General features: G+C 72.2%; 17 protein-coding genes and 4 pseudogenes. 16 read left to right on the plus strand and 5 right to left on the minus strand.

The window, feature by feature from the left end; translation table 11 throughout:
- Window positions 1-133 precede the first annotated feature (133 nt).
- A pseudogene (locus tag MFF64_RS17920) lies at window positions 134-321 on the minus strand (nickel/cobalt efflux protein RcnA); the annotation flags it as partial.
- 34 nt (window positions 322-355) lie between these two features.
- Window positions 356-2,491, minus strand: a complete 2,136-nt coding sequence (locus MFF64_RS17925; RefSeq protein ID WP_135416216.1) for a heavy metal translocating P-type ATPase — start codon at window positions 2,489-2,491, stop codon at window positions 356-358.
- A gap of 64 nt (window positions 2,492-2,555) precedes the next feature.
- On the opposite strand from MFF64_RS17925, the gene MFF64_RS17930 reads away from it, so the two are divergent.
- Window positions 2,556-2,978, plus strand: coding sequence for a MerR family transcriptional regulator (locus MFF64_RS17930; RefSeq protein WP_099902262.1), 423 nt, complete (start codon window positions 2,556-2,558; stop codon window positions 2,976-2,978).
- A gap of 115 nt (window positions 2,979-3,093) precedes the next feature.
- Window positions 3,094-4,071 (plus strand): cation diffusion facilitator family transporter, encoded by a 978-nt coding sequence (locus MFF64_RS17935; RefSeq protein ID WP_099902260.1) that lies wholly within the window; start codon window positions 3,094-3,096, stop codon window positions 4,069-4,071.
- 11 nt (window positions 4,072-4,082) lie between these two features.
- On the opposite strand, the gene MFF64_RS17940 is transcribed toward MFF64_RS17935, so the two are convergent.
- Together MFF64_RS17940 and MFF64_RS17945 are read right to left on the minus strand one after the other, a co-directional pair.
- Window positions 4,083-4,313 carry a hypothetical protein gene (locus tag MFF64_RS17940; protein WP_099902258.1) on the minus strand — a complete coding sequence of 77 codons (231 nt, stop codon included), beginning with the start codon at window positions 4,311-4,313 and terminating at the stop codon, window positions 4,083-4,085.
- 157 nt (window positions 4,314-4,470) lie between these two features.
- Entirely contained in the window at window positions 4,471-4,710 is a 240-nt protein-coding gene (locus MFF64_RS17945) for a hypothetical protein (protein WP_135416214.1), read from the minus strand.
- A gap of 304 nt (window positions 4,711-5,014) precedes the next feature.
- On the opposite strand from MFF64_RS17945, the gene MFF64_RS17950 reads away from it, so the two are divergent.
- The 5 genes from MFF64_RS17950 to MFF64_RS17970 all read left to right on the plus strand — a co-directional run bounded on the left by MFF64_RS17950 (window position 5,015) and on the right by MFF64_RS17970 (window position 11,685).
- Entirely contained in the window at window positions 5,015-5,386 is a 372-nt protein-coding gene (locus MFF64_RS17950) for a hypothetical protein (protein ID WP_099901588.1), read from the plus strand.
- Between the two features lie 127 nt (window positions 5,387-5,513).
- The gene (locus MFF64_RS17955; RefSeq protein WP_135416212.1) at window positions 5,514-6,926 is read left to right on the plus strand and encodes an efflux RND transporter periplasmic adaptor subunit; all 1,413 of its coding nucleotides are present in this window, start codon (window positions 5,514-5,516) and stop codon (window positions 6,924-6,926) included.
- Between the two features lie 11 nt (window positions 6,927-6,937).
- Window positions 6,938-10,186 (plus strand): efflux RND transporter permease subunit, encoded by a 3,249-nt coding sequence (locus tag MFF64_RS17960; RefSeq protein WP_135416210.1) that lies wholly within the window; start codon window positions 6,938-6,940, stop codon window positions 10,184-10,186.
- Between the two features lie 4 nt (window positions 10,187-10,190).
- A complete protein-coding gene (locus tag MFF64_RS17965; RefSeq protein ID WP_099903210.1) occupies window positions 10,191-10,730 on the plus strand; it encodes a threonyl-trna synthetase in 540 nt (179 codons plus the stop codon).
- Window positions 10,731-10,767: 37 nt separating this feature from the next.
- On the plus strand, window positions 10,768-11,685 hold the full coding sequence (locus MFF64_RS17970; RefSeq protein ID WP_135416208.1) for a cation diffusion facilitator family transporter: 918 nt from the start codon (window positions 10,768-10,770) through the stop codon (window positions 11,683-11,685).
- Between the two features lie 493 nt (window positions 11,686-12,178).
- Here the strand turns inward: MFF64_RS17970 and MFF64_RS17975 are convergent.
- Window positions 12,179-13,348: pseudogene (locus MFF64_RS17975) on the minus strand (MFS transporter).
- A 134-nt stretch (window positions 13,349-13,482) separates the two neighbouring features.
- On the opposite strand from MFF64_RS17975, the pseudogene MFF64_RS17980 reads away from it, so the two are divergent.
- From MFF64_RS17980 to MFF64_RS18015, 9 genes and pseudogenes are all read left to right on the plus strand, one after another.
- Window positions 13,483-14,051 (plus strand): annotated as a pseudogene (locus tag MFF64_RS17980) (chromate transporter).
- Window positions 14,052-14,131: 80 nt separating this feature from the next.
- Window positions 14,132-14,248, plus strand: a pseudogene (locus tag MFF64_RS38615) (chromate transporter); the annotation flags it as partial.
- Window positions 14,249-14,754: 506 nt separating this feature from the next.
- Complete coding sequence (locus tag MFF64_RS17990) at window positions 14,755-15,531, plus strand: hypothetical protein (RefSeq protein ID WP_135416206.1); 777 nt, start codon at window positions 14,755-14,757, stop codon at window positions 15,529-15,531.
- Window positions 15,532-15,543: 12 nt separating this feature from the next.
- A complete protein-coding gene (locus MFF64_RS17995; protein ID WP_135416204.1) occupies window positions 15,544-15,849 on the plus strand; it encodes a hypothetical protein in 306 nt (101 codons plus the stop codon).
- A 259-nt stretch (window positions 15,850-16,108) separates the two neighbouring features.
- Window positions 16,109-17,170: a hypothetical protein gene (locus tag MFF64_RS18000; RefSeq protein WP_135416202.1), complete on the plus strand. Its 1,062-nt coding sequence runs from the start codon at window positions 16,109-16,111 to the stop codon at window positions 17,168-17,170.
- 381 nt (window positions 17,171-17,551) lie between these two features.
- Window positions 17,552-17,680: a hypothetical protein gene (locus tag MFF64_RS37855; RefSeq protein ID WP_273557157.1), complete on the plus strand. Its 129-nt coding sequence runs from the start codon at window positions 17,552-17,554 to the stop codon at window positions 17,678-17,680.
- A gap of 260 nt (window positions 17,681-17,940) precedes the next feature.
- On the plus strand, window positions 17,941-19,776 hold the full coding sequence (locus tag MFF64_RS18005; RefSeq protein WP_238191801.1) for an AAA family ATPase: 1,836 nt from the start codon (window positions 17,941-17,943) through the stop codon (window positions 19,774-19,776).
- Window positions 19,773-20,717, plus strand: a complete 945-nt coding sequence (locus tag MFF64_RS18010; protein ID WP_135416196.1) for a metallophosphoesterase family protein — start codon at window positions 19,773-19,775, stop codon at window positions 20,715-20,717. The genes MFF64_RS18005 and MFF64_RS18010 overlap by 4 nt, the downstream gene beginning before the upstream one ends.
- Window positions 20,718-20,721: 4 nt before the next feature.
- Window positions 20,722-21,645, plus strand: coding sequence for a 3'-5' exonuclease (locus MFF64_RS18015; RefSeq protein WP_135416194.1), 924 nt, complete (start codon window positions 20,722-20,724; stop codon window positions 21,643-21,645).
- The last annotated feature ends 187 nt before the right edge of the window (window positions 21,646-21,832 follow it).

The following is a 21,832-nucleotide window of genomic DNA, read 5'->3' on the forward strand; positions in this document are numbered from 1 at the left end:
GCCCGTCAGCCCGGAAGCCGGGCGCTCGTCCGACGGAAAGATACGCGACGCCGAGGGCGCCTGTGACGGCGATGGCGATGTGCGCCCGGATGGATGCACCGCACCCTCAAGGCAGCGCGCCGCGCATCACCGGTCAGCCGATGGACCGACCGAGGCTCGCCGCTTGATGGCCGTGCGCGATACCCTCCCAGCCGAGCCAGCCGGTGTAGAGGCCGACCAGCACGATGAGCGCGGCCGAGGCGTAGGGGCCCGCCGGGCGAAGGCGCCGAACCCGGACCAGCGGCTCGCCACGTGCTTCACGCTGAGCGCCGCGAGCACACCCTTAGGCTTGCAAACTCTCGTTGAGCGGACGTCATTAAGGCAGTCTCACGCGCAGCAGCCGCAGCGCGTTCGCCGTCACCAGCACGGTGGCGCCCGTGTCAGCCAGGATGGCCGGCCAGAGACCGGTGATACCGGCGATGGTGGTGACCAGGAACACCAGCTTCAGGCCGAGCGCGATGGCGATGTTCGCCCGGATGTTGGCCAGCGTCCGGCGCGCGAGCTCGACCATGCGCGCGACGTCGGCAACGCGGCCATGCAGGACCGCGGCGTCGGCCGTCTCCAGAGCCACGTCGGTGCCGCCGCCCATCGCGATGCCGACGTCGGCGGCCGCGAGCGCGGGCGCGTCGTTGATGCCGTCGCCGACCTTTGCCACGACCGCGCCGCCGGCCTGGAGCTCGCGCACGATCCCCTGCTTGTCCTCCGGCAGGAGCTCCGCCCGCGCCTCGATGCCGAGGGCGCCGGCCACGGCCCGGGCCGTGCGCGCGTTGTCGCCGGTCAGCATGAGGGCGCCGATGCCCACCGACGCGAGGCGGTCGACGGCCGCCTTCGCGTCGGTTCGAGGCTCGTCCCGCATCGCGAGCAGGCCGGCCACCGCCCCGTTCGCGAGGAGCACGGACACCGTCTTGCCCTCGCCCTGAAGGGCGGAGATCCGCGCCTCCTGTCCGGCCGCCAACACCGTCCGCGTGTCGGCCTCCCGGGGAGAACCCAGGAACAGGTCGATGCCCCCGACCTTGCCGGTGACACCTTTGCCGCCGAGGGCCTGCGCTCCGAAGGCCGGGGGCACCGGCGCGCCGACCTCAGCGGCCTTAGCCAGAACGGCCTTGGCGAGCGGATGCGAGGAACCGCCCTCCAGCGCGCCGGCCAGCGAAAGCACGTCCCGCTCGGAGCGCCCGAACGCCACCACGTCCGTCACGACCGGCTTGCCCTCGGTCAGGGTGCCGGTCTTGTCGAACGCAACCGTCGTCACCGCGGCGAGCCGCTCCAGGACCGCGCCGCCCTTGATGAGGAGGCCCCGTCGCGCCCCGGCCGAGAGTCCGGCGGCGATGGCGGCCGGCGTCGAGATGACCAAGGCGCAGGGACAGCCGATCAGCAGGATGGCCAGCCCCTTGTAGACCCACTCGCCCCAGGAGGCCCCGGCGAGGAGCGGCGGCGCCACGGCCACGAGGGCCGCCACCGCAACCACGGCCGGCGTATAAATCGTTGCGAACCGGTCGATCAGCCGCTCGGTCGGCGCCTTCGCCTCCTGCGCCTCCTCCACGAGCCGGACGACACGGGCGATGGTGTTGTCGCGCGCGGCCGCGGTCACCCGCACCCGGATCGCGCCGTCCCCGTTGACCGTGCCGGCGAAGACCGCGTCGCCCGCCGCCTTGGGCCTTGGCACGCTCTCCCCGGTGACGGGCGCCTCGTCGACCGCGGTCTCGCCGTCGAGGACGGTTCCGTCCGCCGGGACCCGGTCGCCCGGGCGAACCAGCACGGTCGCCCCGACGCGGAGGCTCGCCGCCGCGACCCGCTCGGTCGTGCCGTCCCGCTCCAGCAGGGCGGTGTCCGGCACCAGGCCGGTGAGCCCGCGGATGCTCGCCCGCGCGCGGCCGGCGGCCACGCCCTCCAGCACCTCGCCGACCAGGAACAGGAAGACGACGGTGGCCGCTTCCTCGGTCGCCCCGATGGCGGTGGCGCCGACCGCGGCAATCGTCATCAGCGTCTCGATGGAGAACGGCGTGCCGTGGCGGGCCGCCGCCAGGGCCCGCCGGGCGACCGGCACCAGGCCGACCGTCATGGCGGCGAGGAAGGCCCAGCGCTCGGCCCCCGGCACGACGTGCCCGACGGCGTATGCCACCACAAGGGCCGCGCCGCAGGCGAACGCCAGCAGGGCCTTGGGCGCCCGCCACCAGGGAAGATCCGCGACCTGTTCCCCCGACGCGGCCGCATCCGGGTCCTCCGCGCCGTAGCCGAGGCCGCGCACCGTCGCGGCGATGGCCCCGGCGCTCGTCCCGGGCCCATGCCGGACCGTGAGGGTTTCCGTCGCGACCGACACGTCCACGGACTCGATGCCGGGAAGCCGCCGCACCGCCGTCTCGACCTTGGCCGCGCAGGAGGCGCAGTCCATGCCCGAGACCCGCAGGCACGTCGAGCTCGCGTCGGTCAGGTCCAGGGTCGCGGCGTCGCTCATGACAGGTGCCTTCCTTATCGTTCGGGAGACCCTACTTCCTCCAGCGACTAGAGGAGCAAGCGGCATGAGGCCCATCGCCATCGGGGAGTTGTCGCGCCGCACGGCGGTGAAGGTCACGACGATCCGGTTCTACGAGGAGCGGGGCCTGCTCCCGACCCCGGAGCGCACGGAGGGCAACCGGCGCAGCTACGGCGAGGCCGACGTGCGCCGCCTGCGGTTCATCCGGCATGCACGTGAGCTCGGTTTCGAGATCGAGGACATCCAGGCCCTGCTCGACCTCGCCGGCCAGCCCGACCGCCCATGCGGCGAGGCCGACGCCATCGCGCGCAAGCACCTCGCCGACATCGACGACCGGATCGCGCGGCTCACCGGGCTCAGGCAGGAGGTCCAGGCCATGGTCGAGCAGTGCTCGGGCGGGCACGTCCGGGAATGCCGCATCATCGAAGTGCTGGCCGACCACGGCGAATGCCTGCACGAGCGGCACTGAACGGCAGGGTGCGGCATTCCACCCCGCGACGGCGCCTTGCTCCTCCAGCGGCTAGAGGAGTTAGGCGCCCCGGATGCATCGGGGCCGGATGGGGCCCGGGGCAAGAGGGTCGGCGATGACGGGAAACCACGACCACCACGGTCACGATCATGAGCATGGCGAGCACGGGCACGACCACCACGGCCACGGTCACGGCGGCCTCGGCCACGTCCATGCGCCCGCGAACTTCGGTAAGGCTTTCGTCATCGGCATCGGCCTGAACCTCGCGTTCGTGGTCGCGGAGGTGGTCTTCGGCTTGCTGGGCCACTCGGTCGCCCTGCTCGCCGACGCGGGGCACAACATGTCCGACGTGCTCGGCCTCGGCGTGGCCTGGGCGGCCACCGTGCTCGCGAGGCGCGCGCCGACCGCGCGGTTCACCTACGGGCTCGGCAGCTCGTCAATCCTGGCGGCCCTGTTCAACGCGGTGTTCCTGCTGGTCGTCGTCGGCGGCCTGTCCTGGGAGGCCATCCAGCGCCTGGTCGAGCCGGAGCCGGTCGCCGGGAAGACGGTCATGGCCGTCGCGGCCATCGGCATCGTGCTCAACGGCGTCTGCGCCTGGCTGTTCGCGTCCGGCCGCAAGGGCGACCTGAACGTGCGCGGCGCGTTCATGCACATGGCCGCCGACGCGCTGGTCTCCGCCGGCGTGGTGGTGGCCGGCCTCGTCATTCTGCTGACCGGCTGGACCTGGCTCGACCCCGCCGTGACCCTGGCCATCAACGCGGTGATCGTCTGGGGGACCTGGGGCCTGCTCACGGGCTCGCTGAGCATGTCGCTCGACGCGGTGCCGCCGGGCATCGAGCTGGCGCGGGTCCGGTCGTTCCTGGAGGGTCAGCCCGGCGTCGCCGGCCTGCACGACCTCCACGTCTGGTCAATCAGCACGACCGACGTCGCGATGACCGCCCACGTCCTGATGCCGGGCGGCCACCCGGGCGACGCGTTCCTGCTCCGGACCGCCGCGGACCTGAAGGAGCGCTTCGGGATCGGGCACGCCACCCTGCAGGTGGAGACCGACGCCTCCACCCCCTGTGTGCTGGCGCCCGACCACGTAGTCTGAGGCCGGTCGGCTCAGTCGTCGTCGTGGTGATGGTGGTGGGGCCTGTCCCAGTAGGGGCGGCGTTCATCGTAGCGGCGCTGATGGTAGTGCCGGACGACGACGTCGTCATGGTCGCCGTGGCGGTAAACGTCGACGTGGTCGTGCGGGCGCCGATACCCGTAGCCGCCCTCGTAGTATTGGGCGGAGGCCGCGGCCGGCGCGAGGATCAGGGCCGCCGCAAGGCCGGCGAGGATCGTCCTCATGTGTCGCTCCGAAGGTGTCTCAGGTCACGGTCACCTTGCGACGCCCCGATTGAACGCACCCTGAGATAGCCGTTCAGGGAGCGGTAACCTTCGAGGGTCCGGGAAACCGAAGGGGCCGCGGACCGGGCTTCCCTGGTCCGCAACCCCTTCGGCGGCCTCAGTGGCGATGCTCTTCGACGACCGTGTGCTCGTGGACGTCGTGATGGTGCTCGTGCACGACCGGGCGTTCGTGGTGCTCCCGCACGACGGTGCCGTGGGTGTGCTCGACGTCGTGACGATGGTGGTCGCCGTGGACCGACACGCCGCCCGGACCGACGTCCACGTGCTGGGCGAACGCGCCGACCGGCGCGAGGGCCAGGGCGGCGGAGGCGGCCAGGGCGGCAATCGTGATCTTCATCGAAGGTCTCCTGGTTTCGAGGTTGGGCAGAGAATGCGCGAGCCGAAAAAAACCGTTCCGGGATTTTTTCGGCTCGGTATCCGTGCTGGTCCGACCAGCAACGGATCGCGGGCTAGCCTGCCTGCCAACTGCGCGACGAGCCACGAATGCCCTTGCGTCATGAGATTTACTTCCGTGCATCGCCATGTACCGGCCTTGCCGAGGGATGACCTTTCCGGACCTGGGAAGCTTTCGTTCAGGCCGTGTTCAACGCGCCACGGCGATGGCTTGTGTTATCCGGAGGGAATCGCACATAAGGCCGGAGATGGGTTCAGGACACGGGCATAGCCGCCGACGGGCGGCACGCGCATGGTGGGCGGCTGCCGCCCGCCTGCTCGCGCTCGTCCTCGCCCTGTCCCTGGTCGCGCCGGTCACCGGATACGCGGACGACATCGCGTTCCACCAAGGCCATCGCTCCGTGACCGAGGTTTCGATGGCGGACGCCGCGCCGGGCGCGGACGCGACCGATCCGGGGCTGGCTTGCCACCTCCATTGCGGCTGCCACCAGGTCGCCCCGGCAGTGGCGGGCAGTCCCGTCGTGCCCTGCCTCGAAGCCATGTCGCCTGTCTACGCCCGGGTCAGCGAGACGGCCTCCTCCATCGCCCCCGACCGCCTGCCCGAACCTCCCAGGACGTGAGGCGACGGCGCCCTCGCGGCGCATGTCCCGGCCCTGCGCCATATCCGGCGCCGGCTTCCCCACGTGAACCACGGGTCCGACCGCGAGCGCCCTCGGCGCCGACCGGAAGCCCGTCCGAGTAGGTCCCATGCGCATCCTCCTCCCCGCGGTCCTCCTGGCCGCCGGCATCGCCATCGGTGCCGCCGTGCCCGCCGTCTCCGACTTCGTCCGTGGCACCCTCGTCACCGCGGGCGTGCCGCCGACCCTGCTCGCGTTCACCGGCCCGCCCGCCAAGGCTCCCGAGGCCAGGCACGCGGATGGCGACGGCCACGATCACGACAAGGGGGCGGGAAAGGCCGGGCACGACCATGCAAGCCACGCCCCCGCCGCGGAGCCCGGGAAAGCCGCGGCGGCTCCCGCGCAGGGTCATGCCCATGGCGGCCACGGGCACGAGGAGGGCGAGGGACACGCCGAGGAGGGCGTGATCAAGATGCGGCCCGAGCAGGTAGCCGGACAGGACATCAAGGTCGCGCCCGTCGAGGGCGGGACGCTTGCCCGGCACCTGCTGGTTCCCGGCACCATCACCCCGGACATGGACCGGATCGCCCGGGTGCCGGCCAAGGTCGTCGGCACCGTGGCGGAGATGCGCAAGCGCCTCGGCGACGCCGTGCGGAAGGGCGAGGTCGTCGCCGTCCTCGACAGCCGCGAGGTCGCCGACGCCAAGAGCGAGTACCTCACGGCCGTCGTCCGCGCCGACCTGGAGAAGACCAACTTCGACCGGCAGCAGGCCCTCTGGGACAAGCGCGTCTCGGCCGAGTCCGCCTACCTGAACGCCAAGGCCGTCTACACCGAGGCCACCCTGCGCCAGGACCTCGCCCGCCAGAAGCTCTCGGCGCTCGGCCTGAACGCCGCCGAGGTGGCCAGGCTCGCCAAGCAGGACGAGGCCACGCCCAACGCCTCCACCCTGCGCCAGTACGAGCTGCGCTCGCCTCTCTCGGGCCGGGTCGTCGAGCGCAAGGTCGACGTCGGCACGGCGGTGGGCAAGGAGGGCGACCCGTCCGACGTCTACACCGTCGCCGACCTCTCCGCGGTCTGGATCGAGCTCTCCGTCCCCACGGTCGAGCTTGGCCAGGTGAAGGAGGGCGCCCGCGTCGTCGTCACGCCGAGCCGGGAGGGCGGCGGCCGGAACGAGGAGGGCAAGGTCATCTTCGTCAGCCCGTTCCTGAACCAGGAAACCCGCTCGGCCCGGGTCATCGTCGCCCTGCCGAACAAGGACATGGCCTGGCGGCCCGGCACGTTCGTCACCGCCGAGGTCGAGATCGCGCGCGACGAGGTGCCGGTGCGCATCCCCAAGTCGGCGCTGCAGACCGTCGAGGGCAAGCGCGTGGTCTTCGTGCGCACCGAGGAGGGCTTCGAGAAGCGCGAGGTCGAGCTCGGACGATCGGACGACGATTCCCACGAAGTCACCGCCGGCCTGAGGGCCGGCGAGGAGATCGCGGTCGCCAACTCCTTCCTCCTCAAGGCCGAGCTCGGGAAGAGCGAAGCCGACCACGACCATTGAGGGAGGGCGACATGATCAGCCGCATCCTCGATTTCTCCGTCCACCAGCGCTGGCTGGTGCTGCTGCTGTCGCTGCTCGCCGCCGGCTTCGGCGGCTACGCGGTGACCAGGCTGCCCATCGACGCGGTGCCCGACATCACCAACAACCAGGTGCAGATCAACACCACCGCGCCGTCGCTATCGCCGGTCGACATCGAGAAGCAGGTCACCTACCCGGTCGAGACCGCGCTCGCCGGGATCAAGGGACTCGAATACACCCGCTCGCTGTCGCGCAACGGCTTCTCGCAGGTCACGGCGGTGTTCGCGGAGAAGCTCGACATCTACTTCGCCCGCCAGCAGGTCGCCGAGCGCCTCGCCGAGGCGAGGCGGGACCTGCCGCCGGGCGCCGAGCCCGCGATGGGCCCGATCTCGACCGGGCTGGGCGAGATCTACATGTGGTCGATCCACTACGCCAAGCCCGGCGAGCGCCGGGCCTCGAAGGCGGACGCGCCGGGCTGGCAGCCGGACGGCAGCTACCTGACCCCCGAGGGCCAGCGCCTGAGGACGGAGCTGGAGCAGACCGCCTACCTGCGCACGGTCCAGGATTGGATCATCCGGCCCCAGGTCAAGACGGTGCCCGGGGTGGCCGGCGTCGACGGCATCGGCGGCTTCGAGAAGCAGTACCACGTCCAGCCCGACCCCAATAAGCTCGCCTCCCTCGACCTATCCTTCACGGACGTCGCCCGCGCCCTGGAGACCAACAACGCCAACCAGGGCGCCCGCTACCTGGAGGACAACGGCGAGGGCTACGTGGTGCGGGCGGCCGGCCGCCTGGAGGACATGGACGACATCGGCAAAGTCGTCGTCGCGACGAGGGGCGGCGTCCCGGTCCGGATCAAGGACATCGCCGAGGTCCGCATCGGGCGCGACCTGCGCACCGGCTCCGGGAGCGAGGACGGGCAGGAGGTCGTGGTCGGCACGGCGCTGATGCTCATCGGCGAGAACAGCCGCACCGTGGCGGCCGCCGTCGACGCGCGCATGGACCAGATCCGCAAGAGCCTGCCGCCCGGGGTCGAGGTCCAGACGGTCCTCGATCGCACCCGCCTCGTCGAGGCGACGGTCAAGACGGTCGTGAAGAACCTGTCCGAGGGGGCGGCCCTCGTCATCGTCATCCTGTTCCTGCTGCTCGGCAACATCCGGGCGGCGGTCATCACGGCGCTGGTCATCCCGGTCGCCATGCTGATGACCATGTCCGGCATGGTCGAGGCGCGGATCTCGGCCAACCTGATGAGCCTGGGCGCGCTCGACTTCGGCCTCATCGTCGACGGGGCCGTCATCATCACCGAGAACGCCCTGCGCCACCTTGCCGAGAGGCAGCACGCGCTCGGGCGAAGGCTCGACCCGGAGGAGCGCCTTGAGACGGTCCGGGCGTCGGCCGAGGAGATGATCAAGCCGTCGCTCTACGGGCAGGCGATCATCATCCTCGTCTACGTCCCGCTCCTGACCTTCACCGGGGTCGAGGGCAAGATGTTCGAGCCGATGGCCCTCACCGTGATCATCGCCCTGGTCTCGGCCTTCGTCCTGTCTCTGACCTTCGTGCCGGCGCTCATCGCCATCGTCATCACCGGCAAGGTCACGGAGAAGGACAACCTCATCATCCGGGCGTTGAAGGGCGCCTACCGTCCGGTGCTCGGGGCTGCGGTGCGCGGTCCCCTCGCCTTCATCGGCGCGGCACTGCTGCTGCTCGTCGGCGCGGGCGTCCTGTTCACGCGGCTCGGGACGGAGTTCATCCCGCAGCTCGACGAGAAGAGCATCGCGCTCAACGCGACCCGCATCCCGTCGACCTCGCTGAGCCAGTCCCAGGCGATGCAGCTCAAGGTCGAGAAGGAGGTCTCGAAGTTCCCCGAGGTCGCCTACGTGTTCTCGAAGACCGGCACCGCCGAGGTCGCCTCGGACCCGATGCCGCCGAACTCCTCCGACACCTTCGTCATGCTCAAGCCGCAGGAGGAGTGGCCGGACCCGGGCCTGTCGAAGGCCGACCTGCAGGGGCGGATCGAGAAGGCGGTGGGGGCGCTCGCGGGGAACGTCTACGAGTTCTCGCAGCCCATCCAGCTGCGCTTCAACGAGCTCCTGGCCGGCACCCGGGGCGACCTCGCCGTGAAGGTGTTCGGCGAGGAGTTCGAGCCGATGCTCAAGGCGGCCAACCAGGTCGCCGCGGCCTTGAAGGGCATCGACGGCGCCGAGGACGTCAAGGTCGAGCAGACGGCGGGCCTGCCGTTCCTGGAGATCAGGATCGACAAGGCCGAGGCCGGCCGCTACGGCCTGAGCACCGGGGCGATCCAGGAGGTCATCGGCGCGGCCATCGGCGGCAAGGAGGCCGGCGTCGTCTTCGAGGGCGACCGGCGCTTTCCCATCGTGGTGCGGCTGACCGACAAGGTGCGCGAGGACCGCGAGGCGCTGGAGAACATCCCGGTGCCGCTGCCGCCGGGCGCGAACGGCCGGGCGAGCTCGGTCCTGCTCAAGCAGGTGGCGGGCTTCTCGGTCACGGAGGGACCGAACCAGATCTCGCGCGAGAACGGCAAGCGCCGCGTCGTCGTCACCGCCAACGTCCGCGGGCGGGACATCGGCTCGCTCGTCGCGGAGGCGCAGGCCAAGGTCGGGAGCCAGGTGCAGCTGCCGCCCGGGTACTTCGTGACCTGGGGCGGGCAGTTCGAGAACCTCGCCTCGGCCAAGCGACGGCTGATGGTCGTGGTGCCGGTTTGCTTCTTCCTGATCTTCCTGCTGCTGTACTCGGCCCTGGGCTCGCCGCGGGACGCGCTCCTTGTGTTCAGCGCGGTGCCGCTGGCGCTGACCGGCGGAATCGCGGCGCTCTGGCTTCGCGGGATGCCGGTCTCGGTTCCGGCCGCCGTCGGCTTCATCGCATTGTCCGGCGTGGCGGTCCTCAACGGGCTGGTGATGCTGACCTTCATCAAGCAACTCGTGGCGGAGGGGCGGCCGAAGCGTGAGGCGATCCTGGAGGGTGCCATGACCCGGCTGCGCCCGGTGGCGATGACGGCGCTGGTTGCCTCGCTCGGCTTCGTGCCCATGGCCATCGCCACCGAGACCGGGGCCGAGATCCAGCGCCCGCTCGCCACCGTGGTCATCGGCGGCCTGATCAGCGCGACCCTGTTGACGCTGGTCGTGCTGCCGGCGCTCTACGCCCGCTTCGGCCGGGTCGCGCCGGCGAAGGCGGCGCCGGGCGCTCGGGAGCCGGAGCGCCGCCAACTCAAGGCGGCGGAGTAGCCCGATGCGGACCGTCCGGTGCTGGGCGGCGGTGACGGCCGTCATCGCCCCGTCCTGCGCGGCCCTTGCCGGCGAGGCGCCGTTCGGCCTCGCCTGGGGACCGGTCGCGACGGTGCCGCGGCCGCTCAAGGTGGGCCGGGAGGCGAACCTGACCGCGCTGCACTACCCGCGGGGCTGGCGGCCGGCCGTCGGCCCGGAAACCGCCGAGGTCGTGCTGGTGGTCTGCCGGGAGGAGGGACTGCAGCAGGTCGTGTGGGTCGGCCTGCCCCTGGCCGGCGATGCGTTCGCGCGGGCGCGCCAGGCCATCCGCGACGAGGGCGTCCGTCGTTACGGCGAGCCCGACCCGGGGCCGTCGCCCGGTTCCGAGGTTTGGCCTGGCGGCGGGGCGCTCCTGGCCACCCGCGAGGTCGGGGACGGTCGGCGCGAGCTCGTCATGACGACGTTCGGGCCCGGTTACGCGGCCTGTTCGGCGGCCCACCGCGCCGCGACCGGACACCCGGCCGGCGCGCACGTCGCCGACCTCATCGGACATGACGGCCCTTGAGCCTGCGGCAGGGCGGAAACGAGGATACGGGAGCGACATGGGACACGGACATTCGCATGGGGGCGGCATTCCGTCAGGCTCGGCGGCGGGCCGGAACAAGGGACGCCTCGCGTGGGCGCTCGCCCTGACCTTAACCTACATGGCCGCCGAGGTAGTGGGCGGGCTGCTCACCGGCAGCCTCGCGCTGCTGGCCGACGCCGCCCACATGGTCACGGACGCCGGCGGCCTGGCCTTGTCGCTGCTCGCCATCCATTACGCGGCCAAGGCGCCGACGCCAGGCAAGAGCTTCGGCTACATGCGCTTCGAGATCCTGGCGGCACTGGCGAACGCCGTCGTGCTGCTCGGGGTGACGGCCTACATCCTCTACGAGGCGTACCGCCGCTTCGTCGAGCCGACCGAGATCCTCGGCTGGCCGATGATGGCGGTGGCGTTCGTCGGGCTCGGCGTGAACCTCGCCAGCATGCGGCTGCTGGCCGGGGGCTCGTCCGAGAGCCTCAACGTCAAGGGCGCCTACTTCGAGGTGTTCTCGGACATGCTGGGCTCGGTCGGCGTCATCGCCGCCGCCCTGGTCGTGATGGCGACGGGCTGGCGCTGGGTCGACCCGCTCGTCGGCGCCGGCATCGGCCTGTTCATCGTGCCCCGAACCTGGCGCCTCCTGGGCGAGGCGCTCCACGTCCTGCTGGAAGGCACGCCGCCGGGCGTCGACCTGGGCGCGCTGAAGGCCGGGATCGAGGGTATGCCGGGCGTGCGGCGCGCCTACGACCTGCATGCCTGGACGTTGACCTCGGGCTTCGACGCGATGAGCGGACACGTGGTCGTGGATGACGTCGCGGCGGGCCCGGGCGTGATCCGGGCGATCCGGCGCTTGGTGAAGGACCGCCACGGCATCGAGCACGTCACCATCCAGGTCGAAAACGAGGCACTCGCGTCCGAGGCTCCCAGTCTTGCGGTCTAGGAGGCCTCGATGGTCGGTCCCCCGTCGGGCATGCCCGACGGGGCGGGCCGGCATGCGGAACGGCTTCGCTTGCCGGGTTGTTGCTCGGTTGCCGGCCCGTCCATGGTCGGCATGGAGCCGCCGGCGACGACCAGCGCGCCGATACCCGGAGAGGAACACCCTGCTCGTTGCCGCCGTCCTGGCCGCCTTCGGCGGCGCGACCTCGGCCTCCCCCGCGCCCGGCCTGCCCGGCGCCGTGGTCGCGCCGCCGGACGTGGTTTCCGTCCGTATGGAGCGGATGCACGGCGACCATCACCACCGAATGATGCGGCACCACCGCCAAGGCCACATGATGCGGCATATGCACCGCCACCGCCGCATGTGAGACGGTCGGGACCCATCAGGGGCCCGTTTCTCGCGGGGGCTCACGGCGGCGCCCTACGGCCGGCGGGGGAAAGGGGACGCCTTTCGGCCCCGGCTCGTCGGGCGGACGAGGTCGGGCGTCGGGGCGCGCCTACCGTGCGCCCCATGAGGCTACGGCCAGCCCGACGTTGGCCAACGCGAGCGCCAGCAGCAGGCCGTAGGTCGCGTCCGCGCCGCCGTAGGTCAGCGCCACCGCCCCGAGCGAGGGGGCGAGCGCCTGTGCGATCAGGCCCCCGGCCGGGCGAGGCGGCCCACCAGGATTGGGTAGCGCTCCGGCCCGAACAAGGCGAGCGGCACAGTGCCTCCGGCGATGGAGTAGATCCCGTTGCCAGCCCCGTAGAGCATCAGGGCAACGGCGACGGCCGGAATGCCCGCCGCCAGGATGGCAAGCCCGAGCGCCACGAGGACCATGGCGACCGTCAGCGTCCATAGCGGGTGGTGGCGCCCCTCGTTGGCCATCTCAACGACGCGGGCGCCGACCTGGGCCGGCTCGATCAGCGCACCGTAGGATACGGCGGCGAGCGCCACGCCGCGCGCCTGCAGCAGCGCGATCAGGTGCACCGAGACCAGCGCCATCACGGCGCCGCCCAGGACCAGCACGCCGGTCATCAGCAGGAAGGCGCGCCGCTCGCGCGGCGTCAGGGGCTCGTTGCGTCCGCGTGCGCCATCCGCGCCGGGCGCGGTCGCGGGAGCCTGCTGGATCAGGCCGAGCACCAGCGGCAGCGTCACGGCGAGATGCAGCCCGGCATAGGCGAGGCACGCACCCCGCCAGCCGACCTGCTCGACGAGGAAGGCGGAAAGCGGCCAGCAGACGGTGCTGGCAAACCCGCCCCAGAGGGTCAGCGTGGTGATGGCCGGGCGCGCCTCGGCGCTGTAGAGCCGACCGAGGGTGGCGAAGGCCGGGTCGTACAGGCCGCAGCCCATGCCGAGCCCGAGGAGGAGCCAGCCGGCGAGGAATACCGGCAGGCTCGGTGCCAGGCCGATCACCAGGTAGCCACCCGCCAGCAGCAAGGCCGCCGATGCGAGGACCGGCCGGCCGCCATGCCGATGGATGGCGATTCCGACCCGGGGCGAGGCGAATGCCGCCACCAGCAAGGCCGATGGATAGGCCGCCGGCCACCCAGGCCAGCGGGCAACCCGTGTCGCCGGCGACGGGACCGGCGAGCACCGCCGGCAGGTAGAAGGACGACCCCCAGGCGAGGATCTCCACCACCCCCAGGGCGGAGATGACGACGAGGCGGCTGCGGTTCTCAGACCTCACGGGAGGTGGGCTTCAGGGCCGCTCCCTTGGCCGCGGCGCCGCGCTCGTACCACCCTGGGAGCGGTTCACGATCCACAGTCTGGGCCCGCGTCGCCGCGCTCACGTTCGGTGGGCTTGCCGGGCAGATCGCGGTGATGCACCGCATCCTGGTCGAGGAGAGGCGCTGGATCTCCGAGAACCGCTTCCTGCACGCGCTGAACTTCTGCACGCTCCTCCCGGCCCCCGAGGCGCAGCAGCTCGCCACCTACGGGGCTGGCTGATGCATGGCACGCGCGGCGGGCTCGTCGCGGGCGGGCTGTTCGTCCTGCCAGGCGTCGTCGCCATCATGGGCTTAAGCTGGGTCTACGCGCTCTACGGCAACGTCGGGTTCGTCGCGGGCCTGTTCTTCGGCCTGAAGGCGGCGGTGCTCGCCATCGTGCTCCAGGCGGTGATCCGCATCGGCAAGCGAGCGCTCAAGGGCTCGGTGATGGTCGGCCTCGCCGCGGCGGCGTTCGTGGCCATCTTCTTCCTCGACGTGCCCTTCCCGGTGATCGTGCTGACGGCCGGCGTGATCGGCTACCTCGGCGGTCGCGCCGGCCTACCGCAGTTCAAGGTCGGCGGGCACGGGGCGGCGGCAAGGTCGTCGAGGGTCCCTTCCTACTGGACGACCACGAGCTCCCCCAGGAGCGGGCCGCGACCTGGCACACGCTGGGGATGCTGTTGACCTGGGGCGCGATCTTGCTGCTGCCCGTCGCCGCCATCCTGATCGCCGTCGGGCCGAACGACGTCTTCAGCCACGTCGCGGTGTTCTTCTCGAAGATGGCGATGGTGACGTTCGGCGGGGCGTACGCGGTGCTCTCCTACGTCGCCCAGCAGGCGGTGGAGCACTACGGCTGGCTCAAGCCCGGCGAGATGCTGGATCTTGTCGCGACCCGGGTCCGGGGGCCGTGCACCGGTGGTGCCCGGCCTCGCGGTGTCGCGCCTCGGCCACCGTCGGCGACCGGGGCTCGTGCTCCGGGTCCTGCCGACGGCGAAAGGTTCGGGTCAACCCGGGCCGGCCGCCGCGACAGTTAGTCGGGGAACGGGCTTATCACCCCAAGTTTCCCGATAGCCGAAATTGCCGCCCCAGTGCTGCGCTGCGCTGCACCGAAGTCCCGAACCGGCGAAACTTGGAGCAGACGTGGCCGCCCCCTCTCGATGGCGGCCACGTTGCGAGGTGCGGACCTGCCGATGACACGGACCTCGTCCCGCTTTCCCGGACCGGCGTACGGACAGGGAGGTGGCGCAACCGCGTCCAAGGCCGCAACGCTTCGTTAACCATCCCCGCTCCAAACCTCTAGCGTTTGGAGATTTCGATGGCGGGATAATATTCCTGCCTCTATAATTCCAACATCAGAAGTGAAGCGGGCCGCCAACGGAGGTCTCCCGTGATCATCGCGTTCTTCTCTGACGACACGTCGGCTCTCCATGCCGCCCTCTTGGCGGGAGCCGCCCTCGCACGCCTGGCAGGCTCCGCGGAGGCGGGGCCGGACCTCGCGCCCGCCGCCGCCGCCGTCTCGAAGGCCCTGGGCGCCGCGCGCGCGGAGAACCGCCATCTCGCGGTCGCCCTGCCGCTGGCGCGCCTTGCCGACCGCGCCGTACGCGGCAGCGTCGACCTCTCGGTTGTCTGCCACGGGCCGACGCCCCTCGCCACGGCAGTCGCCCGGTACGCGATGGCCTGCGTGAGCGCCTCCCCCGACCCCGCCCTTGAGCCTCCATGGATGCTCTCCTGCTGCGCCCGTGCGCGTCCCTACGGGCTGCGCGTGCTGCCCGTCGCCTCGCCGCCTCTGCGTTGCGACGAGGCGGCACACCTCCGCCGCGGGTGGCCAGGCCCTTCCCTGGCGGCCCGCGCGGCCGGCCTCGCCGCGGCCCTATGCCTGGCGGCCGAGGATCCCCGCGCGGCCTCCATCGAACCGGCCGACCTCGCCGCGCTCCTGGCCGGGCCGGCCACGGCCTCGGAGGTCGAGCTCCGGTCCAGGCTCCTGGACCTCGCCCGCGACCTCGACGGTGGCGACGCCGATCCGGCAGGGCCGTCGCGCCCCGCGGGCGCCGAGCGCGCGAGGCGAGCCCGCCACCTCGCGCCACGGCGCAGGCCCGTCGCGCCCCGCCACGAAGGCTTCGCGTTCCGCCCCCCCGCCCGCTGCACCTGCACCATCGCCGGTTGAAGGAGGAAAGACATGACCGCTCGCGCCACGCCCGTCCCGCACCCCGTCGCCGCGCTCGACCTGCCCGGGAACGCCCGCCGCCGCGGGCGCCCCGCCCGGCGCCAAGCCCTGGACCGGACCCGTTCCCCGCTCGCACCGCACCTCCTCGCCGATGCCCTCCTCGTCGACGAGCGGGAGCACCTGGACCTGGAGGCGCTGACGGCAGACCTCCTGGACGGTGATTTCGACCGGCAGGACGACGACTACGCGCTCGCCCCCGCCAGGCGCATGCACCGCGCCGTCCGCGACGAGGAGGACGCTTGGTTCGCGAACGGGTGACGGGCGGCCCCTAGCCTCACCGCCTTCCGACATTTCTCCCCCTAGGACAGGGGGAGAGGTGCCGAAGCGAACGCGGCAAGTCGTCGACAAGACGGGAATACGTGGGCCGCGCTTCACCTCGCGTATCCACGACCTCTCAGGCTGCGCTGGATTGAGGCCAGTGCTTGATACCTGCTTGCAACCTCGGCCCATCACCCGAACCGCTCGACGCCCTGACCGGCTCGACGGTCGGGCTGCGCCCCCCTTCACGGAGGCTTCCTTGATCGCTGCCATCTTCGGCTGCCCCGGGCGCACGGACGCCGCGCATGCCGCCCTCATCCTCGCCGACGCTCACGCCGTGGCAGGCGATGCCGCGACCCTCGTGCGCGTCACGCTCCCCGGCGAGCCGCGCCTTCCCACCCTCGCCATCCGGCCCGATGCGGTGCGGCTGGTGGAACACGAAGCATCGACCCTGCGGGCCGCCGGCGTCCTCGTCGAACGGGAAACTGCTCAAGCGGTCCGAGCGGGGCGTCACGTCGTGCTCGACCTTCCGCCGCGGTGCCTTGCCGACCGGGCCTTCCGGACGCGGGCCGACGTATCGGTCGTCGCCGTCGGCCCGACCCCGTTCGACGAGAATGCCGCCGCGTGCGCCCTGGCCGCCGATCCGCACGGGGAACGGGACGCCGGCCGCCAGGTGTCCGATGCTCTTGCCGAGGTCGCTCCGCCCTGGCTCCTGGGATGCGGGCGAGGCGGGGGCGCCCCGGCCGCACGGGCCTTCGAGGACGCGGTGGGGCGCCTCCTCGGCGGCATGGCAGCCGGACGCCATGCACGCGTGCTTCCCGTGGTCCTTCCGGCGCTGAGCCGCAAGGAGGCGCTCCGCGTCGTCGAGGGGGACCGGACGGCGAGGACCCTCGTTGCCGGGCTGACCCTCCTCGCCGCCCTGCGAGCCGTGGCCGGGAACCCCCATGCGGAATCCATCGACGGGAGCTCGCTCGCCGACGAACTCCGCGCCGTCCTCCCGAACGCCGGCCGGCCGGACGAGCGGGGGGCCGGGGATAGGCTCCGCGACCTCGCCGACGAGCTCCAGGGCATCCGCGACGGCGTGAAGCCGACCGGGGAGGACCTGGCATCGGCTCCCCGCCTGGAGGACTGGAGCGAGGCGACGCGCCAGGTCCGTGTCGTCACCGGCCGCGTCTACGGACATCCGAACATCCGGGATGGCCAGCGGATCCTGACGTCCGACCTCTACGCGTCCGACGGCGCGACCTGGGCGCGGACGCTGTCGCGGTACTACCTGCTCGGCAAGCCTGCCCGCCCCTCCGACGGCGGCGGCCTGCACTAGCAGGTTCTACCCATCCGAAGACATCCACCCGCGCCGCCCGGCCGTCCGCCGGGATGGCGGAGCCATGCCCGACCCGGAGGTCCCATGCCCCACAGCCGCCCGGCCGACGCCGACGAGCCCTGCAACGCGGTCCTCAGGGACCGTCGGGGGCCTCTCCCCACCCGTCCCGCGTGCCATCCGCTTGCCGCGTGGCGCGTGCTCGGCCCGGGCGCCGTCGACGCCGCGACGCTAGACGAGATCCGCCGGGCGCTCGCCGGCCCCGTCCTGCTGCACCATCGGCTGTGGCGCAAAGCCGTAAGCGGCGACGCTGCCGCCATGGTCGCCGTGGCCGTGGACGTCGTGCACGGCCGAGGGTCGGACGAGTTCGCAGGCGACCTCGCGATGAGTTGCCTGCTCGTCCACGCGCGGGCCGGTTGCGACGTCGCCGCCCTGGTCCTCGCCCACAACCTCGCCGTTCTGTCACGCCGCGGCGCCCTCGACGGCAACCCCGCGGACGTCGGCGGCCGCTAGCGGGCACGGCCGCACGCGGCCGGTGCCGTCCCCTCGGTCTCGCCCGCCCGGCGCCTGCCACCATCCCCCCGCATCGAGGCCACACCCCCAACAACGCCCGCGCCGTCCCTCCCGGACGGTGCCGACTCCCATGCGCGAGACCTCACATGCATGACCTTGCCTTCCTGCGCGAAGACCTCGACGACATGGAGGCCGCCTCCTCCCCGGCCGACCGACGGGGCCGGCGCATGCCTGCCACGGAAACCCTCGCCCGCCTCGCCGTGGAGGACGCGCTCGGCGACCGCCCGCGGCGACGCGTGGGGCGCGCCGAAGCGCTCGCCATGGTCGTCGAGGTCCCATCGGCCGAGTGGGTCGAGCCGGTCCTGGAAGCGTGCCGGGTGCTGGGCGAATGGTCGGCCACCTTCGCCCGGACCGGCTCCTCCCGGACCGAGGACCGGCCCGACAAGGGCAACGACAAGGTCGCCAAGGTCCTCGCGCAAGGTGGCCGGGTGCTCGGGGTGTCGCACGCCTGCGAGCGCCACCTCCCGGCGGCGCTCATCGCCGCCGTCGACGTGCGCATCCGCGTGTCGGTCCCCTCGAACGACGTCGTCGCGCGTGTCATCCGGTCGGCGACCGGCCAACGACCGCCCGCGATGCCGGCCCGCGTGGCGGCCGGGCTGGGCTACTGGGAGCTGTGCAGCGCGATCCGCGGAACGTCGGCCCGGGCGTGCGTCCAGCGGCTGGTCGCGGCGAAGGAGGCGAAATCGGTGGCCGACGCCTCCGGCGCGGAAGCGCCCGCCTTCGAAACCCTGTGCGGCTACGGCGCCGCCCACGACTGGGGCAAGAGGCTGCTTCGCGACCTCGACCTCTGGAAGCGGGGGGAAATCCCCTTCCGCTGCATCGACAGGAACGTGGTGCTGGCATCCGACCCTGGCCTCGGGAAATCTACTTACGTTAGGTCGCTTGCAAGAGCCTCGGGTTTGCCACTCATCGTTACATCTGTGTCAGCTTGGTTTTCATCCTCCAGTGGTTATCTCGACGCGGTTATTAAGCAGATAGATACAGAATTCTCGCATGCTGCATCGTTGGCTCCGTCGATAATCTTCCTTGACGAAATCGATAGTATACCGAACAGGGCAACGATGACCGAGCGAGCCAGAGAATATTGGAACTCTATAGTAACGCATATGCTTTTGACGATTGACAACTACACAGCAAACAATGCGGCCGATATTTGCATAATCGGCGCCACCAACCATGCGGACAAGCTCGACGCCGCGCTGGTCCGGCCGGGACGGCTCAACCGGGTGATCCGGATCGAGCCGCCGCGGGCACCCGACCTGGCCGTGATCTTCCGCCAGCACCTCGGCGCCGAACTCGCGGACGTGGACTTGGCCACGCTAGGCGAACTCGCCCTCGGCGCCACCGGCGCGCAGGTGGCCGCCTGGGTCCTGGAGGCCCGGGCCCGTGCCCGTGCCGAGGAGCGGCCGCTGCGGGCCGAGGACCTCTTCGGCGTGGTGGCGCCTGAGGACGGGCGCTCGGACCAGGAGCGGGCGCGCAGCGCCCTCCACGAGGCCGCCCACGCCGTGGGAGCGGAGATCCTGCGGGTCGGGCGCGTCGCGCAGGTCGACCTCGTCCTGCGTGGCGCCTCCGCCGGCGCGACCAGCATCAAGCCGCTCCTCGGCTCCTCCCCCACCCGGGACGAGTTGGAGCGCATGGTCATCTTCCTGCTGTGCGGCCGCGCGGCCGAGGCCGTCTTCCTCGGGGAGGCCAGCGCGGGCGCGGGCGGGGACGCCGCGTCGGACCTCGCCCGGGCGACGGCCTTCGTCGCCGGCATCCACGCCTCGCTGGGCCTCGGCGACGCCCTCGCCTACCGCGGCACCATGGAGGAGGTCGCGCGCTCGATCCGGGACGACCCCGGTCTGCGCGGCGCCGTCGAGGCCGACCTCGCCCGGCTCCAGGCCGAGGCCGAGAAGCTCGTCTGGCGGTTCGGCGAGGCCGTGCAGGCGGTCGCCAAGGCACTCCTCGACCGCCGCGTCGTCGGCGGCGACGCCCTGCGCGCGTTGATGGCCGGCCACGGGGCGGGCGGGCGTGCGACGGAGGGAAAGCGGAAATGACGCGCCACGTCCCGCCGCCGGCCGGGCATGCCGCGCCAGCGCCGGTCCCGCAGCGGGTTCCCGCGAGCCTCCCGGCCGCCAAGCTGCGCGTCTGGGTCATGTCGGACCTCAGGGTCGACTTGGCGCCCCTCCGGCTGCCGGATCCCCTGCCCGCGTTCGATGCGCTCCTGGTGGCCGGGAACGTGTCGAACGACCTGGGCTCCTCCCTGTCCTGGTTGGCCGACAACCTCGCGGGGCGCCAGGGCGAGCGGCCCGTCGTGCTCGTTCCCGGGAACGCGGAGTTCTGGAACGGCCGGGGCAAGGCGGACACCCTGCGCGAAGGCCGGATCCTCGCCTCCCGCCTCGGGATCACCCTGCTCTCCGACGAGGCGGTCCGGATCCCGGACGCGGGCGGGACGGGCGTCCAGGTCCTGGGCAGCACGCTTTGGACGGACTGGGGCATCGAGGGACGGGACAGGGCGACCCTTGCCCGCGGGTACGCCCGCCGGTTCCACCCGGACTGCCGGCGCATCCGGCTCGGCCCGCGCACCCGCTACCTGCCGCACGATGCCGCCGGGGCGCACGCCCGGAGCCGCGCCTTCATCGAGGACGCGCTCGTCAGCATCAAGGTCCAGTCGGGAAGCTTCGGGACTTCCCCGGTCGCGCTCGTGCACGGCACGCGGCCCGGGGACCGAGCCATCGTCCTGACCCACCACGCGCCCAGCCGCCGCTCGCTGGCGCCCAGGCCCCCGCACGGGCTCCCGGTCGATTGGGGCGCGGCCGCGCAGGCTTCCGACCTGGAGCATCTCATGACGGCATGGGGCGCCCCCGTCCTCTGGGTCCACGGCCACGTGCCCCGATCCGTGGACCTCCGGATCGGGCGGACCCGCGTCGTCGCCAACCCGCGGGGCCGCCGCGGCGACCTCGAAGCCTTCCATCCGGCCCTCGTACTGGAGACCTGACACGATGCCGTTCCCTGCCCAGGGCGTCCTGCCCTTCCCCGCGTCGGCACCCCAGGGCCGCCCCGTCCCGGCGCGGCCGGCTCCAGGCCGGTCGGCCGCGTCCGGGCGCCCCGCGCCGGCGGCTCGGCCGACGACGCTGCTGTGCCTCGACATCGAGACCGTCCCGGACGCGGAGCTCGTGCCGGCGGACTGGCCCGCGGACAAGTTCCCGAAGCCCGCTTGGCACCGCGTCGTGGCCGTGTCCTACGCCCGGGCGCGCATCGTGACCGATCCCGCGACGAGCTTGGAGACCTACGTCGTGGAGCACTGCCGGAGCGGAGGCGAGGCGACCTGGGGCGAGGAGCGCCTGCTGCGCGGGTTCTGGCGGCTCTTCGACGCCGGCGCGCACCGGCTCGTCACCTGGAACGGCAGGTCGTTCGACGTGCCCGTCCTGCAGTTGCGCGCCTTCGTCCATGGCATCCCGGCCAGTGCCTGGTACCGGCGGGGCGACAGGTGGTCGGGGTACTCCGCGAGGTACTCGCAGGAGTACCACGCCGATCTGCTGGAGCTGCTCTCGGCCCACGGCGCCTCGACGCGCATGGGCCTCGACGAGATGGCGACCGCGATGGGCCTGCCCGGGAAGGCGGGCGAGCACGGCTCGATCGTCGGGCACCATATCGCCGAGGGCGACATCGAGCGCGTCCGGAACTACTGCGAGTGCGACGTCCTGAACACCCTGGGGCTGTACATCAGGTGGTCCTATCTCTGCGGGCAGTCCGACGAGGCAGGGCACGACGCGTCCATGCGCAGCCTCGTCGACTACCTCCGGCGCGAGGGCGTGCAGCGTCCCCACCTCAAGGCCTTCCTGGACCGGTGGGCCGCCTCGGCGCGGCCCGCCCCCATGCATGTCGCGCGCGGCGGTCGCGCCACCGAGCCGGCCGCTCGGTGACCGACGGCGTCCGATGCCGGGCCACGCTCCCGGTCAGCGTGAGCCCGGCGGGAGACGCGTGTCTCGCACGCGGCGCGGACGGTCGGGATGAGCTCGCCGGTCGAGAGCGAAAGCGGCGCCTCCACGCCCACGCCGCCGCGGAGCGGCGAGCCGAGTAGCCGTGAAACGGACGGGGTACGATGGCCCG

The sequence above is a fragment of the Methylobacterium frigidaeris genome (genome assembly GCF_022179185.1).
Lineage (GTDB): Bacteria > Pseudomonadota > Alphaproteobacteria > Rhizobiales > Beijerinckiaceae > Methylobacterium > Methylobacterium frigidaeris.